Origin of the sequence: Streptomyces sp. NBC_00775 (assembly GCF_036347135.1) — a bacterium.
In the GTDB taxonomy this organism is placed as follows: Bacteria; Actinomycetota; Actinomycetes; order Streptomycetales; family Streptomycetaceae; genus Streptomyces; species Streptomyces lutosisoli.
Genome location: NZ_CP108938.1, coordinates 2,292,233 through 2,309,784 on the forward strand (window position 1 = coordinate 2,292,233; position 17,552 = coordinate 2,309,784).

A 17,552-nucleotide genomic window follows, 5' to 3' on the forward strand; every position below is an offset into this window, starting at 1 on the left:
GCCTCCTCGCTATGGGCCCGACGTGGAGCAGATGAGCTTGAGCGCCCGGGCGTTGACGCGGGGGCCCAGAGCGGAGAAGCGATCCCACTCACCCAGTCGCCACGACCACGCGGCGTTGACGACGTGGGCCGGCGTGGTGCCGGACGGCAGGCTCACTTCACCGTCCGCGGTCAGACACTCCATGATCGAAGCCGGTCGTGAGCCCGCGTCGTACAGCGCGTCATGGGCGTGCCTCGCCAGGCATTCGACCAGGACATCGGCGTGACGGGCCACGTGAGCTGCCGTGCGAGGGGCGACGGGCGGACTGTCCGTCATGCTCCGCCACAGGGCTTCGACGCAGTCCGCCGCCTGGGCGTACTGCTGGCGTCCCGTGCGGCGCTTGATCGCGCGCAGCACCGCGGCGGCCAGATGGATGCGCCGGCACCAGGAGGGGTGCGTCGTCGGACTCCGCATCGCTCTCGTGGGGTCGACCCGCAGGACCAGGCACGCGTAGGCGTAGGCCGGTCCCAGCGTGTACGTCGCGTAGGCGTCGGCGGCTGTCTCCTCGAGGCGGAGCTTCGCGGCGTCCGCGTCCGCGGAAGCCTGCGGGTCCCCCTTCCTGAACCGCACCTCGGCAGCGAGGTTGTCCTGGGTGAAGCGCTTCAGCGGCCGCTCGTCGTTGCCGCTCACATGGCGCAGTTCCCGGACCAGGTGGTGCCCGAACTCATGGGCTACGACCGGCAGATCCCAGACCGTCACCGCGGGGAACGGGAGCCGCACGAGGTCGAGCGTGTGGTTGATCGACGCGGACCCGGCCGACATGCCCGTGACGATCCGATGGCGGACCTGTGATCCGGCGCCGAGGTACGCCAGGAAGGCGTCGGCCGCGTCTCCGCTTCCCCTGTCCAGAAGATGCACCCGGTACAGCACACTCTCCAGAAAGCACTGCGCCTCGATCACCACCTTTTCGGCCCGCTCGAGAAGGCGGTTGAGCCGATCCCAGGAGATGGTGTCGCCTTTTCTCCCGGCCGCCAGTGCGGCGATGCCGTCGAGTTCCGTCGCCAAGTCCCGGGCCAGGGAGTCGTAATGCCTCGCCGTGGGCAGGAACCGCGCGTCGCCGTCCACCACATCCGTGATCAACGCGGCGATGCGCAGCAGTTTCTCCCGCTCGCAGTGCACGCGCTGGGTCAGCACGTCGACGGAACCGGGGTAGTCGGAGATCATCGCACCGCGCCCCGCACGATGCTCCGTACACCGGTGACCCCGGACGGCAGATTCCAGGCGTCCGAGTAGTCGGCGGCGAGCACGAACGCACCGGCCAGGATGAGCACTCCGCCCCCGCCGAGCACCATGGGCAGATGAACGGCGCCGCCCGCCAGGCCCAGCAGCCAGCCCACGACGCCCACCAGGGCCGCCGCCGCACCGGCCAGCATGTCGGCGGTCCGGTCGTATCGCCGCGTCAGATCGAGCAACGACGCGGCGGCCCCGTCCAGCCGGTCCCGGTCCAGGCCCGTCCCGGCCAGACAGCTGTCGATGTCGCGCTCGACGCCCTGGAAGCCGAGCAGCCCGCTCACCACCACGGCTCCCGGAGCGGTTCCGGTGGCCAGCCGTTCCAGCAGACCGGCCGTATCCTCGCGGACGCGCTCCAGAACCTCGCCGGACACAAGCCGGCTGAGCGCCGCCAGAGCCCGCTCCACGGCACGCAGGGCAAGCCGTAACAGGGTGCCGCCCGCCTCCTGCAGACGCAGGGTCCGGCCGAGTCCGTCGAGCCACTCCGCGACCGGAACCCTGTTCCGGGAGAGTTCGGCGACGACATCCCCGACCACACCGGCCGCCCGCTCGGCGATCACGTTCAGCGTCGCCGCCGCTTCCCGCCGCACCCTCGCCGCGGCGGTCTCCGCATCGGCCGAGACCGCCGTCGCGTCCTCGACGCCCAGGGCGAGCGAGGGATCGGAACCAGTGGCGCGCTCCAGGACCAGGGTGACGGCCTGGAGTTCCCCGATCGAGTGGTCGAGCGCTGTGGGATCCGGAGACCCGCCACCCTCCCCAACAGCCTCGCTCGCGGCGAACAGCGACCCCGCCAAGGACAACTGGCAGAAGGCCGCTGTCACGGAGTCGTCCAGCCCTTCCGGGCGGCCCATGGCAAGCTCCTCGCCGGCCTCGAAGTGCCGGACACCCCCGGAGCCGGTCTGTCCCATGGCCTCGAGTGCGGCCGCCTCCAGCTCCTGTACCGCATAACCGACCGCCCCTTGGCCCTGCTCCAGCGCGTCACGCAGATAGCGGGAAGCGGAGAGGACCGATCGGGCAGCACCGAGCATGTGCTCCCCGTTGGCACCGTTCGACGCCATAGCCGGACCACCCCCTTGGCCGAGCCATCGCTCCATTGTGTGGCCGGACGAGCACGTTTCACCACACTCGCGACAGAACCTGTCGGAATGATGGTTCTGCCCCGGCCTATAGGCCTTTCAGCTCCGCTCGGGAGAACTCAGCGCCTGCACCTCGTCGTACGACGGCACGGCGCCCTGGGGCGACCGCCCGCCCCGGATGTCCGCCACCGCCTCCAGAACCGCGCCGAGCGCCCGCCGGTAGAGCAGCGAGCCGAGGCTGACCCTGCGTACGCCCAGGTCGCCGAGGTGGGCGACGGTCGGTCCTGAGGGTGAGTAGAGGATGTTGAGCGGGACGTCGAGGGTCTTCAACAGGGCGGAGATCCGGACCGGGTCGGTCAGGCCTGGGACGAACACGCCGTCGGCGCCCGACTGTTGGTAGGCGTCGAGGCGGCGGAGCGTCTCCCGCTCGTCCTTGTCGCCGTCGCCCAGCCAGTGCGTGTCGGTGCGGGCGTTGACGAAGAGGTCCGGCGCGGCGGCCTTCACGGCGGCGATCTTCGCGGCGTGCAGGGCGATGGAGCCGAGGCCGTCCTCCAGGTTGATGCCGACGGCCCCGGCGTCGGCCAGTGCGCGCGCCAACTCGGCTACCTCGTCCGGATCTTGGGCGAAGCCGTCCTCCGCGTCCACCGACAGCAGGTACGAGCCGGCGCCGAGGAGCCGGGTGAGGCTCAGCGTAAGGTCCCTGGTCGCCGCCGCGCCGTCCGGCAGACCGGCGGGCGCGGCCACGCCCAGACTCGTCGTGCCGATCGCCTCGAAGCCCTGGGCGGCGAGAAGCGCCGCGGAGGCGTGGTCCCAGGCGTTGGGCAGGAGGAGGGGGGTGTCGGCGTGGTGGAGCGCGGCGAAGGGGGTCATGCCAGCTTTCCTACCGCATCGGCGTAGTACGTCGATCCCTTGAGGTGCAGGGCGAGTTCGCGGAACGTCCAGCCCTCGCCCGGGGAGTCGTCGAGCTGGTCTTCGGTCAGCGTGCCCAGCCGGTTCGCCCAGATCCGGGCGAGCCGGGTGAGGCGGCTGCGGGCCTCGTCCAGGTCCTCCTGGGTGAACGGCGCGAGGTCCGCCTCCGTGGTGCTGGCCGACGCGTGCCAGTGGTCGGGCCGGGGTTCCTCGCCCACGAGGCGGGCCTCCAACTCGGCCAAGTGGTCGATGAGATGGTCGGCGACGCGGCGGACGGCCTTGTGCGGGGTGTAGAAGCGGTCGTCGACGTGCGCGGGCTTGCCGTCCCAGGTGGTCCAGGTGGCCGCCAGGGCAAGGACATGATCGACCATGGCGACAACGGCTTCAGCAGGTGTTTCCTTCGGGGAATCGGTCATGCGGGAACGCTAGAGGCGGAACACTTCGGCGCCCGCCGAACCGTACCCACGGCCACAGAGACACCCACAGACACAGCGGCAACCTTTCCGCCGTCGGTGGCGACTACCCGGCATGACCAACGCAAGACCCACCACAACACACCGCCGTCGCCGTGTCGCCCGCAAGCCCGTCGTGGGCGCGCTCGCGGCCGCCTCCCTACTGGCCGGGGCCTGGTACGCGACCGCCAACGGGGCGACGACGGCCACCACCGGCCTCACCGTCACGAACACCACCGTGAGTCTTTCGGCGAAGTTCCCCTATCTGTCGGCCGGTTACAACAACAGCCGCGAGTGGAACCGGACGGCCACCGCCGTGGCGCCGAACGGCACCCTGCGCGTCGCCTGGCCCGCCTCCGACGGCATCCACGTCACGCCGCTCACCGCGGCGGGCAAGCGCTCCGGCGCCGACACGGTGGTCAAGGGCACCAAGGAGGTCGGCGGACTCGTCGCGCACAACGACGGGTTCGCGCTGCTGACCCGCGTCGCCGACACGAACAAGTGGAAGGAGACGGCGGCGGCGATCATCCGCTACAAGAACGGCAAGCAGGCCTTCCGTACGAAGCTCACGGGCACCGCCTCGAACGACACGGCGCCGCTCCTCGACGGCCAGCTCACCTGGAACGGCACCAAGTACGGCACATACTTCGTGGTGCACGGCGCGGGGGGCTTCGCCGACGGCCACTACGGCGACAAGCTCGCGTACGTCAGCTCCAAGGGCGCCAAGCTCAGCGGCGGTTGGAGCTGGGGCTGCAGCCACAACGAGGGCATCGCTCTGCACGCCGAGAAGTCCGGCGCCTTCACCTCGCTCTGCTTCGACGACTGGCGCTCGGGCCTGTTCGTGTCGACGGGCATCGGCGCGCCCGACACCGCGCCGGTCGTACAGCGCGAGCAGTGCTGGGCCGGCTACTGCGGCGGCACGTTCGCCGGCCGCACCGGTGACCTGGTGAAGTCCTCGACGGGCCGGTACGCCACCGCGTTCGCCTCGCGCGGCGCCGCCTCCGCCGCGAAGAACCTGGACGACGCGAGCGGCCGCGGCTGGACGGTGAAGCCGAAGACGAGCACCCACCAGGTGGCGGTGGCGTTCCTGAAGAACAAGACCACCCCGTCGGGCAAGCCCGTCTACCTGACCAGCGCCAAGGGCACCGAGAACGTCAACGTCCACGTCGCCCCGTACGGCAAGGACCGGCTGCTCGTCTCCTGGGAGTCCCTGAAGAGCGCCAAGTGCTCGGCCGGCACCTGCACGGGGACCTTCACCGGCACCCACCTGCGTCTCATCGACTGGACCGGGAAGGTCCAGAGCGCGGACAAGGTCGTCGGGGCCAGGATCACCGGTGACATCGCCGTATCGGCGAACGGCGCGCTCACCTGGGCGTACGCCCCGGTCACGCCCTCGTACACCACGGCGCTCAACGGCGCGTCCCCGACCTCGACGACCCTGAAGATCGCTCGCGTCACTCCATAGGACGCCTCACGCCGTCCACCGTCATCGTCATCGTCACCGTTCCGCCGGACGGGGCGGTGACGGTGGAGTCGGTGTCGAGGGAGAGCACGCTCAGATACGACGTGCCGGTCACGGTCCACGTCGAAGCGCCGGTCAGTGGCTGCGCACCTCGGCCACACCGTCGCCCAGCCGCACCCGGACCTCGCGGCCGCCGCTCCAGGCGACCGTCAACTCCCCCGTCCCGTCCACCCGTACGTCCGCCGCCTCCGCCAGCGGAACGGGGTCCGGCTCGGCGGTGAGGCGGGCGAGTGCCACGAAGAGAGAGCCTTCGCCGATGACGGTGCCCGACAGTCCCGACAGACCCGTCAGACCCGTCAGGCCCGTCGGCGCGTCCAACAGACCATGAATCGGCAGGAGTTCGGCACGCGCGTCGCCCTTCGCCGCCCACCCTGTGACCCTCACCCCTGTCCCGGGGGCCGCTCCCGCCACCACATGGGCCCGCACCTCCACCGCGCCGTGCGCGAGGACCAGGCTGGTGACCCGGGCGCCGCCGCCCGCCGTGTGACGCGACGCGGCCCAGCCCTCGCCCACCCCCAGCGGCTCGATGCCCGTACGGCTCGGGTCGTCGCCGACGATCACACTGTTGTCGTACGACGCCGACGGCTCCGTCGCCGTCGAATACGCGAGCCGCGTGTAGTACGGGTCGTAGCGGACGTCCTCGCTGCCGTGGTTGTGGAGACGGACCAGGCCGTCCGAACTGGTCGACTGGAGAAGCCAGTTGGGCGGGCCGACCGGAGTGGCGGCGTCGGCGCGGTCCGTCGGGCCCGGCTCCTCCGGCGCCGTCCAGACCTCGTGCTCCGGCGGCAGGAGCAGCCCGACGAAGGCCTTGCTCGCCCAGTACGGGGAGGCCGGGCCCGAATAGCCTTGCAGTACAGCCTCGTCGGGGCCGTGCCAGCCGAGGCTGAGCAGGCCCCGGTCGTCCACCGCGCCCCGGTCGAGGAAGTAGCGCAGGGCGCCGGAGGACAGCCGCCGGGTCTCGCCCGGCGACAGCGGTGTACGGCCCGTGAGGGCGCCGAGCCACAGCGGCACGGTGGTCGCGAAGCGGTAGGTCAGGGAACGGCCCTGGAGCATCGGCGCGCCGTCTCCGCCGAACAGACGGGCGTAGTCGGCCAGATGGGTCTCCAGACGGCCGCCGTACAGGTCGAGCAGGCGCGTGTCGCCGGAGAGCCACGCGTGCAGCACCGGGTACAGGTGCATCGCCCAGCCGTTGTAGTAGTCGTACTTCCGGCCGTCGCCGTCGGTGTACCAGCCGTCGCCCACGTACCACTGCTCGATGCGCTCCAGACCGCGGTCGATCGCGGCGGCGGACGCCTCGGGCTCGTATCCGATCTCCTGGAGGAAACCGCCGACCGTCACCGGGAACAACTCCCAGTTGCAGGGCCAGGGTTCGGCCGTCAGGCCGTCGCCGAGCCACTCCGCGGCCCGCTGCCGTACGCCGTCGTCGAGGCGGTCCCACAGCAGCGGCCGGGTCAGCCGCAGCGCGAGGGCGATCGACGCGGCCTCCACGAGCGGCTGGCCGCGGTCCTCAATGCGGGGCCAGACACCGGCGGTTCCGGCGGCGAGGCCGTCCGCGTACCGCTCCAGGACCTTCTCGTCGCGGCGGAAGGCCGCGAGCAGCAGCGTACGGGCGTAACCCTCCAGGCCGTCCGAGAGCCTGCCGGACCAGCTCGTGTGCTCCCCGGGGAGGTGGTAGAGCGCGCCGTCCCCGGTGGCGTACGGCGCGACGGCGGCGAGGAGGTTGTCCGCGACCGCCTCCCAGTGGGCGCGCGTGTAGCCGGTGTACGGGCTGAGGGTGCGGTCCTCGGAGCGCTCGGAGCGCTCGGAGGACTCGGAGGACTCGGAGGACTCGGAGAGCTCGAAGGGCTCGGCGGACTCAGAGGGCATCGTCTCGGGCTTCCTGTCTCACTGCGGTCCGGGCGGTGGATACCTGGGGCGCCCCGGTTCCGGTCGGGACGCCCCAGGGGCTCATCCCACCCTCACCTGGCCCTCCGGCACCAGATGCTGGGCGACGAGTTCATCACGGACCAGACCCGCGTACACCGTCGCGCCGTGCACCGAGGTGTGCGTGTTGTCCCGTTTCTCGTTGTAGAGGTAGATCGCCTTGGAGCCCTCGACGCCCAGGGATTCGACAAGGGCCTTGGTCTTGGCCGTCAGGTCGATGAGCGGGACGTTCTCGGCGGCGGCGACCGAGCGGATGACGGCCGGGTGGTCGACGCCGAGGCCGTTCACCAGCAGCGCGATGTTGTTGTTCAGGGTGCCGTCGGCGTTGAACCAGCGGCGCACGATCGGGGTGACGAGGACCGGCTCGCCGCCCTGGGCGCGGACGCCCGCGACGAGGGTTTCGAGGTTCGCGCGATACGTCGCCTCGTCGGTCGTCTTGTCGTTGTGCGCGAGCTGGATGAGCACCAGGTCGTGGCTGCGGATGAGCGGCTGGACGGTCGGGAAGAGCGCCGGGGTGGCGAGGTAGGTGACCGTACTCTCCCCGGAGTCCGCGTAGTTGGCGACCGAGAGGCCCTTGCGCAGGTACTGCGGCAGCTGCTGGCCCCAGCCCGAGTACGGGTCGCCGGGCTGGTCGCACACCGTCGAGTCGCCGACCAGGAAGATCTGGCGGGTGTGCGGGCGCGCCGGGGTCACCCGGATGTCGGCCAGCGCGGGCGCCGAACCGCCGAGGACGAGGTCCAGGCCCGGGGTGCCCTCGGGCCCGGTCGGCTCGCCCTCGGGGGTGCGGACGTTCACGGTGAAACTGCGGGCCACACGCCGGCCGGCCTCGGTGGCGGTCTCGGGAAGCAGGGAGCGGCGGGTCTCGCCGCTGATGGCGGTACTGGCCACGGTGTCCCCGCCGAGCAGCACCTTCACGTCGTACGTGCCGGGCTCGACGTCGAAGTGGCAGGCGGTCGCCGTGCAGTTCTCCAGGCCCAGGGCGCGCCGCCCCTCGTCCGACCGGGCCTGCGCCGGGGTGACCGACAGCGCGGTCGCAGCGACGGCCGCCACCAGCACGGCGGTATTGAAACGTCTCATGTGCGGCTCCTCCAACAGGGCGACAGGACCTGGCGGCTGGACCGTACCGCTATGGGCAAGCGCTTTCTAGTCCTGGGGTCAATTTCACATGATTGCCAACTCCAGGCGCGCGTAAGGCCTTTCGCGAAATCGATTCAACTGTCACGCTGCGAGACACCCGCACCCCCACACCTCCCGAAGGAGGCACCCCCATGTCCGGATCCGCTCCCAGATCGGTCCGCCGCCGCACCTTCGTTCTCGGCAGCGCCGCCGTGGCCGGTTCGGCCGCCCTCGCCGGTCCCCTCGCCACGACGGCGAGCGCGGCGAGCTTCGGCTACACGGACGACGGTTCGAACTACGTCATCGACACCGGCGCGAACCTGGTCTTCAAGGTCAGCAAGACCAACGGCGATCTGACGTCGCTGGTCTACAAGGGCACGGAATACCAGGGCTACGGCGGCAAGAACTCGCACGTCGAGTCGGGTCTCGGCACCTCCACCGTGACGATCGCGCAGTCCGGTTCGACGATCCTCGTCTCCGTCGCGTACGGCACGCTCAAGCACTACTACGCGGCCCGCAGCGGCGAGAACAACGTCTATCTGTGGACCAACAAGGCCGACACCTCGGTCAGCGCGACCCGCTACATCGTGCGCGTCAAGGCGGGCCTGTTCCTCAACGACGAGCCCGATTCCTACACCTACGCGCCCACCACCATCGAGGCCTCGGACGTCTTCCAGAAGTCCGACGGCCAGACCCGCTCCAAGCACTACTCGAAGCGCCGGGTCATCGACTACGACTACGTCGGCTGGACCACCGGCAGCGTCGGCCTGTGGGTCGTGCGCAGCAACCACGAGAAGGCCTCGGGCGGCCCCTTCTACCGCTCCCTGCTGCGGCACCAGAGCGCGGACGGCGGCGGGCTGTACGAGATCCTGTACTACGGCGAGAACCAGACCGAGGCCCAGCGCTTCGGGCTCCAGGGCCCGTACGTCATCGCCCTCACGGACGGCGGGGCGCCCTCCTCCTCGCTGTACCCGGGCACCCTCAGCACCTCGTGGGCGGACTCGCTCGGCATCTCCGGGTACGTCGCCGCGAGCGGTCGCGGCCGGGTCGCGGGCGTCGGGATCTCCGGGCGCGACACGGCGTACGCGTATACGGTCGGGCTCGCCAACTCCGATGCCCAGTACTGGGGTTCGGCGCGGGCGTCCGACGGCTACTACTCGATCGGGGGCGTCCTGCCGGGGACGTACACGCTGACCGTCTTCAAGGGCGAACTCGCCGTCTACACCACCTCGGTGACGGTCACGGCGGGCGGCACGACCACCCTCAACACGATCGCGATCCCCTCCTCCAACGACCCGGGCAACGCCAGCGCGATCTGGCGGATCGGCAACTGGGACGGCACGCCGAGCGGGTTCAAGAACGCGGACCTGATGACGTACGCGCATCCGTCGGACGTCCGGGCCTCGGCGTGGACCGGCAACGTGGTGATCGGCAGCGGCAGCGAGACGTCGGCCTTCCCCGCGTACATCTGGAAGGACGTCAACAGCGGTCTGCTGGTCTACTTCAAGCTGACCGCGGCGCAGGCCGCCGCCGCGCACACGCTGCGGATCGGGGTGACGACGGCGTACGCCAACGGCCGGCCGCAGGTCACCGTCAACAGCTGGGTGTCGTCGATCCCCTCGCCGCCCACCCAGCCGAGCACGCGATCACTGACGGTGGGTTCGTATCGCGGCAACAACAACACGTTCACCTACAGCGTTCCGGCCAGCGCGTGGCTCACGGACACCAGCCAGTACAACGTGCTGAAGATCGACGTGGTGAGCGGTTCGGGGACGACGGCGTTCCTGAGTGCGGGCACCTCGATCGACGCGATCGACCTGCTCGCCTAGGGCTGTGGTCAAAATTCCCCGCTGTCCGGCAACGTCCGGGCGGGGGGCGGCGACCAGTAGGCATGAATGAGCCGACCACGCACCGCCTCTCCCCCGCCCGGCGCCGAGCCACCGCCGTGGCGACCGGTACCGCGGCCGCCCTCGGGCTGGCCGCGGTACCGCTGGTGACCCAGGCGCAGGCCGCCACCGTCATCACCGTCGCCAAGGACGGTTCGGGCCAGTACACGACCGTGCAGGCGGCCGTGAACGCGGCCGCCGCCGGCGACACGGTCTCCGTCGCGGAAGGGACGTACACAGAGATCGTCAACGTGCCCGTGAGCAAGACCGGGCTGACCATCAAGGGCGCCACCGGCAACGCCGAAGACGTCGTCATCACCTACGACCGGGCCGCCGGGTACACCGACGCGAGCGGCAACAAGTACGGAACGCTGGGCAGTTCGGTGGCGACCTTCTCCGCGGGCAACCTCACCGTCACCGGGATCACCGTCCGGAACACCTTCGACAAGTCGGCGCATCCGGAGATCACGGACACGCAGGCCGTCGCGGTCACCGCGCAGGGAGACCGGCAGACGTTCACCAACGACCGGTTCATCAGCCGCCAGGACACGGTGCTGAACTGGTCGCCGTCGTCGACCGGCCAGTACCGGCAGTACTTCTACTCGTCCTTCATCTCCGGCGACGTCGACTTCGTCTTCGGCAACGCGACCGCCGTCTACGACCGGGTGAACATCCAGCTGCGCGACTCGGGCGCCGCGGCGGGCGGCCTCAACGGCTTCCTGTCGGCACCCAACACCAGCTCGGCGAAGACGTACGGCATCCTCGTCACCGGCAGCTCGGTCTCCAGCTCGGCGGCAGCCAACACCTACTACCTGGGCCGCCCCTGGCATCCGACGTCGGACGCGGTCGGCCAGCTGGTGATCCGGCAGACCTCGCTGCCGGCCGCCGTCAAGGTCGCCGGACCCTGGACGGACATGAGCGGCTACTCATGGAAGAACGCCCGCTTCTTCGAGTACAAGAACACCGGCGCGGGCGCGACGGTGAACTCCAACCGCCCGCAGCTCACCGACTCCCAGGCCTCGAACTACACGGCCCAGAAATATCTGGCGGGCACGGACGGCTGGAATCCAGTCCGCTGACTGTCGGTCAACTACCGCGTGTCCACTGCTGGTTGGTACCTCCGTTGCAGGTGTACGTGATGATCGCGGCGGAGTTGGCGGTGGACGCGCCGTTCACGTCCAGGCACTCGCCGCTCGCGCGGGACTTGATGAGGACGTAACTGCCCGAGGTGGTGACCGACCACTGCTGGGTGGTGGCGCCGGCGCAGTTCTCCTGGGTGACGTTGGTGGCGCTCTCCGTCAGGCACAGGGAGCTTCCCCGGCCCATCAGCTCGTAGTAGCCGCTGCCCATGTCCTTGAACCAGAACTTCTGGTTGTTGCCGCTGTTGCAGGTGTACTGGGTGAGCGCGACGCCCTGCCACAACGACTGGCTGGGGATGTCGGCGCACTTGGCGGAGTGACGGGCCGTCAGGGTCTCGTAGGTGGCGGTGTTGCCGCTGACCGTGCCGGCGGTCGTGTCGACGGTGACCTCGGGGGACCAGGACATCGACATCGTGGTCGTCGTCGGGAAGGTCAACGGCAGCCATACGTAACGCGAGTCGTTGACCGTGCCTCCGAAGGAGTTGCCCCAGCGGTCGCCCATGTAGAGGTACGAGGTGCCCGAAGTCCCCTGCACGGGAAGGACATACGCGGTCTGCGAGCCGTACGCGGTCGAGTCGCCGACGTTCGTCATCGCGGTCCACGGCCCGGCGAGGGAGGTGGCGGTCGCGTACTGCTGCTGGTTGGGGTTCCAGCCCGTGGCGGCCGAAGTCAGCATGAAGTAGACGCCGTTGCGCTTGAAGAGGGCCGGTGCCTCACGGTGTCCGCCGTGCCAGGGGTCGGCGACGAGGCTGTCGATGCCGGTGTAGTCGGCGGTGAGCTTGTAGATCTGGAGGTCGTAGTTCTCGCGGGCGGCCGAGATCATGTAGCCGGTGCCGTCCGTGTCGACGAACGTCGTGATGTCGCGGGACATGTACTGGCCGAGCGGCTGGAAGCTGCCCTGGTAGCTGTAGTTGCCGTCGACCGTGTCCGAGACGGCGACGGCGGCACGCGCCTCGCTGTAGTCGACGCCGTTCTCCTTGTGCATCCACATGACGAACTTGCCGGTGGACGCGTTGTACATGACCTTGGGCCGCTCGATGTAGGCGGTGCCCAGCTCGGAGGCGCTGGACTGGGTCAGGACGTGGCCCCGGAACTCCCAGCTCTTCAGGTCGGTGGACCGGTAGGCGTCGACGTACTTGAAGGTGTTGTCGGCGTTGCGGTCCTCACCGAACCAGTAGTAGTAGCTGCCGACCTTGATGACCCCGCCGCCGTGCGCGTGCACGGCGTTGCCCGAAGTGTCCGTGAACTGGGTGCCGTTGGTGATGGTCTGCGCCGCCGCCTGGGCGGGCCCCGCGGTCACGAGCGCTGCGGCGAGTGCGCAGCACAGGGCGAGGAGGATTGCATACACACGTCTCATCTCATGCCTCTCGGAGGAGGGGGGCGTGGCAGGAAACGAAAGAGGTCCAACATTTTGAAACGACATCTGCCATTACCGAACGCCGAAAAGGTAAGGGTGTGTTACGGGAAGGTCAACGGGTCGGACAGAACTGAACACTTCTCTTCGAGCAAGCGCTTCCCGTGCAGCGCCCGCGACTTGTGCGGCGGACGCTTCAGCCGGGGCGGTCGCCCGAGGCCAGGCGGGCCGCCTCCGCGTAGGCCCCCACCAGCGGACGGCGGTCGCCCGCACGCCAGGCGAGGGCGAGCCGGCTCGGTGAGATGCCGCGCACAGGGCGGGTGACGACGCCGCCCCGGGTGAGCAGGGGCGCGTTGCCCGCGGCGAGCAGACAGACGCCGCGGCCGTCCACGAGGGCCTCGTACGTCTCGTCGGCGCTCGCGGCCTCCGCGCCGATCCGTGCCGGACTTCCGGCGCGGGCGTCGAGGGCGAGCCAGTAGTCGCGCAGCACACCGGCGGACTTGGGGATGGCGATGAAGGGTTCGTCGAGGAGCTCCGCGAAGTCGATCTCCGGCCGGGGCGCGAGGGGATGTGTGTCCGGCAGCGCGACATGGCGGGGCTCCTCAGCCACCACCACCCACTCGTAGCGCTCCTCGTCCGGCACCGGCAGCCACACGAACGCCGCGTCCACCGAGCCGTCCGCGAGCCCGGCACTGGAATCCGTCCAGCTCACCTGCCGCAGCTCGACCCTGGCCGCCGGGCACGCCTCACTGAACCGGGACCTGATGGCCGGCAGCAGACCGCCGCGCCCCGGGCTCGTACTCATGCCGACGACGAGGGTGGCCTGCTGCTCGGCCTTGGCGCGCTCGACGGCGTCGGACGCCGCGTCCCAGTCGGCGAGCACCCGGCGCGCGTACGGCAGCAGGGCCGAGCCCACGGCGGTCAGCCGCACGCCCTGCCGGTCCCGCTCGAACAGCTCGGCGCCCAGCTGCCGTTCCAGCATGCGGATCTGCTTGCTCAGCGCGGGCTGGGAGACGAAGAGGCGCTCGGCGGCACGCGTGAAGTGGAGGTCTTCGGCGACCGCGACGAAATAGCGGAGGTCCCGTCCGTGCACGTCCATGGCCATAGCCATTGGTTATCACGAAGGGTCTTGGACGGGCGAGCGGGTGCGGGGCGAAGCTCGACATATCGAAGGCAGGAACGCACGAGGGAATGTACGAGGGAGTCGGACATGAGCAAGGTGTGGCTGGTCACCGGCGCGAACAGCGGTTTCGGACGGGCCTTCGTCGAGGCGGCCGTCACGGAGGGAGACGTCGTGGTCGCCACGGCCCGCAGGCCCGAGGCACTGGCCGACCTGGTGGCGGCCCACCCCGACCAGGTCGAGGCGCTCGCCCTCGATGTCACGGACCCGGCGGGCATCGACTCCGTCGTGGCCGATGTGGTGAAGCGGCACGGGCGGGTCGACGTCCTGGTCAACAACGCCGGCCGCACCCATGTCGGCGCCGCCGAGGAGACCACGGACAGCGAGCTGCGGTCCCTGTTCGACCTGCACTTCTTCGGGCCCGCCGCACTGGTGCGCGCCGTCCTTCCGCACATGCGGGAGCGACGCTCGGGGGCGATCGTCCAGATGAGCAGCATGGGCGGGCAGATGACCTACCCGGGGTTCTCCGCGTACTGCGGCACGAAGTTCGCGCTCGAAGGCTTCTCGGACGCGCTGGCGGCCGAGGTCGGCCCGCTCGGCATCAAGGTGCTGATCGTGGAGCCGGGCGCGTTCCGTACGAACCTGATGGGAGCGGCCGGCGTGAGCGAGGAGATCGCCGACTACGCGGCCACGGTCGGCCCGACCCGCCAGGCCGTCGCCGCCGGTGACGGCGCCCAGCCCGGCGACCCGGCGAGGGGCGTCGCGGCGGTACTGACCGCTCTCGGTGCCGAGCACACCCCGCTGCGGCTGCCGCTCGGTGACGACGGGGTCGATGCCGTGACCGGCCAGCTCGACGCGCAGCGTGCGGAGATCGCCGTGTGGGAGAAGGTGGCACGGGACACGGCGTTCGACGTGTGACGGCTGACCCCTGGCACACGGCAGCGGGGGAGAGAAACGGTCGCGAAGTTTCTGTTATCGGCGGCCGCCCGGACCGTCTCCGATGATGTGCGCAGCCATATCCCCCAGAAGTCAGCGGCCGCCGCCGGGGTCCTCGCGGCGGTCGCTGTCATGCTCACCGCCCCCACCGCGACGGCCGCCACGAGCCGGGATGTCACGGCCGATGTGCTCGCCGGCCGGGACGTGACGCTCACCGGCGACACGGTGGTGACCGTGCCGGCCGGGACGACGACGTACGACGGGGTGTTCCATGGCGAGGGGACGCTCACCGTGCGCGGCGGCGGGACCCTGATCCTGACCAAGGACAGCGACTTCACGCTCCCGGCGGCCCGGCGGCGGCAGAAGGTGACCACCCAGGGCGGCAACCACCCGTACACCACCGTCAGCAACCCCGACCCGCCGGCGATCACGGTCGCCCGCGGTACGACCCTGCAGTACGGCACCGGCGGCGGGACGGGCCTCATCGGCCACTTCCCCTACAGCACGCCCGGCTACCAGCTCAACCAGCTCAACGTCCGGGTCGACGGCACCCTCCGCCTCTCCCTGACCCGCACCTTCAACATCGGCACGATCAGCGGCTCGGGCCTGGTCACCCAGCCCCGCAACATGTGGGGCACGCTGGACCTGGCCGGAACCCACCCCTTCTCCGGGGTGATCGACAACGGCACGGGCATGGCGGTGGGCCGCCCCGAGTACCCCGTGGCCCTCCCGAACGCCCGCGCGATCCTCAACCAGGGCTCCTGGATCATCGACACCCCGCTGTACCAGACGATCACTCTTCGCCAGAACTTCTACCAGCGCGCGTACGGCAGCGACGTCAACGTCCATACGCGGCCCGGCAGCAAGGTGGTGCTCACCGGCCAGTACAGCTACAGCGACCGGGGCGGCGACACCAATCCGTCCCTGAGCGACCCTGGCATCAACTGGCGCGCGATCGCCCACCAGTTGAACAAGCGGGGCACCAACATCGAGGGTGCGAACGTCCAGTGGGGCGACGGCACGACCCACAAGATCTTCATGCCGGGCACCAAGGACACCGTCTACATCAACCTGCACGAGGCGAGCGGGCGGCGCTCGCTGCTGACGTTCGCCTACGACGGCCCGGTCACGCTGGGCGCCTCGATCGGCGGCGGCAGGTATCACGACACGCTGGCCGCGCCCGGCGCCGGGGACGTCGTGATCAAGGGGACGCGGGGCAATGACGTCACGTTCGCGGCGAAGCAGTACTACGACGGGTCGACCACCATCGAGAAGGGAGCCGTGCTGCGCCTGGGCTCGGGCGAACGGGGCGGCGACGGTGCGCTGATGACAGGCACGGCGCGGCGCCGCGTGGTGAACGACGGCACGCTGGTCGTCCGCAACACCTCAACTCCCCTGTCCTTCTCCCGACTTGGCGGCAGCGGCGGGTTCACCCAGGCGGGCGCCGCGACGACGACGCTCACGGGTGGCGGGGTGACGTACACGGGAACGACGACGGTCACGAAGGGCACGCTCGCCCTGACCGGGGGCGCCTCGCTCGCCCACAGCAAGGCGATCCGGCTCACATCCGCGGGCGCGCGACTGGACGCCCGCGCGAGCGGCCTGCGGGTGACGACGTCGCTCACCGGCAAGGGCACGGTGCGAGGCTCGCTGACGAACGAGGGAGTGGTGGCCGGCGCCCTGACCGTGACCGGCGACTACACCCAGCGCGCCCAGGGCGAACTGGTCCTCCGCGACAAGCCCTTGAAGGTGACCGGAGCGGTCCGCCTGGCCGGCGATCTGGACCTCTCGGCCGCGGCGAGCGACCCCGCTCCCGAGATCACCCTCCTCGACCACACGGGCCACGAGAAGACCACCGGCACCTTCACCCACCTCGCCGAGGGCGCCACCCTCAAGCTCGCCGACACGACGTACCGCATCAGCTACCACGGGGGCGACGGCAACGATGTGGTCCTCAAGGCCGCCGCGTCGAAGCGTCCCCCGGCAAGCCCGTCGGCCTCCGCCGCGCCTTCCGTGAAGCACACCGCCCTCGACAGCACCGACCACACGCGCACCTGGTGGCCCCTCCTGCTCGTCCCGATGCTGCTGGGCGCGCTGGTCGTCCCCTCGGCCCGACGCAGGCGCGGCCGCCGGCGCGGCGGACGACGGCACGCGGCCTCACGGTGACCTCACCCCGATGTGAGTTCGCCTCTAGGTGACCTCGCCTCTACGTGACGTACGAGTTGACGTCTCCCGGTCAGCCGTGTCGGCCCCAGTGGCCTCGGTGGATGACTTGGTCCGCTCCGCGTCGGCGTTCCGCGACCTGTGGACTCGGCGGAGGAACATCATCGGCGCGGTAGCCGATCGTGATCCCGCCGATCGGGTCGTACGCGTCGGGCACCCCGAACTCGGCGCGGAAGGGCCGCAGGTGCTCGGGCATGATGCCGAAGAAGCAGGCGTCGAGTCCTTCGTCGATCGCGCTCAGCAGCATGAGGAGTGCGGCCATCCCCGTGTCTATGTACCAGTAGGGAGCGGGCCAGCGGGCTTCGGCGCGGTCCTCCCAGCCCTTGTCGGGTTCGGCGTAGCGCTCGAGGTAGGCCGCCTTGTGGGCCAGCGGCACCACGACCAGCGGGGCGTCCTGCATGGTCGGCGTGTTCTCGACGCGGGTCGGTACGAACGGCCAGAAGCGGGCGCGGTCGGCGGGATCGGTCAGGGCGAGGAATGCCCAGCCCTGGGAGAAGCCGGCCGAAGGCGCACGCAGCGCGGAGGCGAGGATGCGCTCGGCCACCTCCGGGGCCACGGGCTTGTCGGAGTAGTGCCGGATCATGCGTCGGCGGCGGACCACCTCGGAGAATTCCATGCGGAGAGACC

Annotated in this window: 15 protein-coding genes; 5 read left to right on the top strand and 10 right to left on the bottom strand. The window is 70.3% G+C overall.

The features are described from left to right. Positions 1 to 9: 9 nt before the first annotated feature. From OIC96_RS10320 to OIC96_RS10335, 4 genes are all read right to left on the bottom strand, one after another. Positions 10 to 1,203, bottom strand: a complete 1,194-nt coding sequence (locus tag OIC96_RS10320) for a hypothetical protein (RefSeq protein WP_330308150.1) — start codon at positions 1,201 to 1,203, stop codon at positions 10 to 12. Continuing rightward, complete coding sequence (locus OIC96_RS10325; protein ID WP_330308149.1) at positions 1,200 to 2,327, bottom strand: hypothetical protein; 1,128 nt, start codon at positions 2,325 to 2,327, stop codon at positions 1,200 to 1,202. The genes OIC96_RS10320 and OIC96_RS10325 overlap by 4 nt, the downstream gene beginning before the upstream one ends. 117 nt (positions 2,328 to 2,444) lie before the next feature. Further along, a complete protein-coding gene (locus OIC96_RS10330) occupies positions 2,445 to 3,215 on the bottom strand; it encodes an isocitrate lyase/PEP mutase family protein (RefSeq protein ID WP_330308148.1) in 771 nt (256 codons plus the stop codon). After that, entirely contained in the window at positions 3,212 to 3,670 is a 459-nt protein-coding gene (locus OIC96_RS10335; RefSeq protein WP_330308147.1) for a hypothetical protein, read from the bottom strand. Before OIC96_RS10335 ends, OIC96_RS10330 begins: the two co-directional genes overlap by 4 nt. 112 nt (positions 3,671 to 3,782) lie before the next feature. On the opposite strand from OIC96_RS10335, the gene OIC96_RS10340 reads away from it, so the two are divergent. Next, positions 3,783 to 5,171, top strand: a complete 1,389-nt coding sequence (locus OIC96_RS10340; RefSeq protein WP_330308146.1) for a hypothetical protein — start codon at positions 3,783 to 3,785, stop codon at positions 5,169 to 5,171. On the opposite strand, the gene OIC96_RS10345 is transcribed toward OIC96_RS10340, so the two are convergent. From OIC96_RS10345 to OIC96_RS10355, 3 genes are all read right to left on the bottom strand, one after another. After that, on the bottom strand, positions 5,161 to 5,283 hold the full coding sequence (locus tag OIC96_RS10345; protein WP_330308145.1) for a hypothetical protein: 123 nt from the start codon (positions 5,281 to 5,283) through the stop codon (positions 5,161 to 5,163). The genes OIC96_RS10340 and OIC96_RS10345 overlap by 11 nt on opposite strands. A gap of 20 nt (positions 5,284 to 5,303) precedes the next feature. After that, positions 5,304 to 7,094, bottom strand: a complete 1,791-nt coding sequence (locus OIC96_RS10350; RefSeq protein ID WP_330308144.1) for a DUF2264 domain-containing protein — start codon at positions 7,092 to 7,094, stop codon at positions 5,304 to 5,306. Between the two features lie 81 nt (positions 7,095 to 7,175). Further along, positions 7,176 to 8,228 carry a rhamnogalacturonan acetylesterase gene (locus OIC96_RS10355; protein WP_330308143.1) on the bottom strand — a complete coding sequence of 351 codons (1,053 nt, stop codon included), beginning with the start codon at positions 8,226 to 8,228 and terminating at the stop codon, positions 7,176 to 7,178. A 191-nt stretch (positions 8,229 to 8,419) separates the two neighbouring features. On the opposite strand from OIC96_RS10355, the gene OIC96_RS10360 reads away from it, so the two are divergent. Together OIC96_RS10360 and OIC96_RS10365 are read left to right on the top strand one after the other, a co-directional pair. Next, the gene (locus tag OIC96_RS10360) at positions 8,420 to 10,096 is read left to right on the top strand and encodes a rhamnogalacturonan lyase B N-terminal domain-containing protein (protein WP_330308142.1); all 1,677 of its coding nucleotides are present in this window, start codon (positions 8,420 to 8,422) and stop codon (positions 10,094 to 10,096) included. 62 nt (positions 10,097 to 10,158) lie between these two features. Further along, positions 10,159 to 11,232, top strand: a complete 1,074-nt coding sequence (locus OIC96_RS10365; protein WP_330308141.1) for a pectinesterase family protein — start codon at positions 10,159 to 10,161, stop codon at positions 11,230 to 11,232. A gap of 7 nt (positions 11,233 to 11,239) precedes the next feature. Here OIC96_RS10365 and OIC96_RS10370 read toward each other — a convergent pair whose 3' ends face one another. Beyond that, positions 11,240 to 12,649: an RICIN domain-containing protein gene (locus OIC96_RS10370; protein WP_330308140.1), complete on the bottom strand. Its 1,410-nt coding sequence runs from the start codon at positions 12,647 to 12,649 to the stop codon at positions 11,240 to 11,242. Between the two features lie 193 nt (positions 12,650 to 12,842). Further along, a complete protein-coding gene (locus OIC96_RS10375) occupies positions 12,843 to 13,751 on the bottom strand; it encodes a LysR family transcriptional regulator (protein WP_330308139.1) in 909 nt (302 codons plus the stop codon). Between the two features lie 105 nt (positions 13,752 to 13,856). On the opposite strand from OIC96_RS10375, the gene OIC96_RS10380 reads away from it, so the two are divergent. Both OIC96_RS10380 and OIC96_RS10385 read left to right on the top strand, forming a co-directional pair. After that, positions 13,857 to 14,684: an oxidoreductase gene (locus OIC96_RS10380; protein ID WP_330308138.1), complete on the top strand. Its 828-nt coding sequence runs from the start codon at positions 13,857 to 13,859 to the stop codon at positions 14,682 to 14,684. A gap of 87 nt (positions 14,685 to 14,771) precedes the next feature. Further along, positions 14,772 to 16,868 (top strand): autotransporter, encoded by a 2,097-nt coding sequence (locus OIC96_RS10385; protein ID WP_330308137.1) that lies wholly within the window; start codon positions 14,772 to 14,774, stop codon positions 16,866 to 16,868. Between the two features lie 70 nt (positions 16,869 to 16,938). On the opposite strand, the gene OIC96_RS10390 is transcribed toward OIC96_RS10385, so the two are convergent. After that, positions 16,939 to 17,541 carry a nitroreductase family protein gene (locus OIC96_RS10390; protein WP_330308136.1) on the bottom strand — a complete coding sequence of 201 codons (603 nt, stop codon included), beginning with the start codon at positions 17,539 to 17,541 and terminating at the stop codon, positions 16,939 to 16,941. Positions 17,542 to 17,552 lie beyond the last annotated feature (11 nt).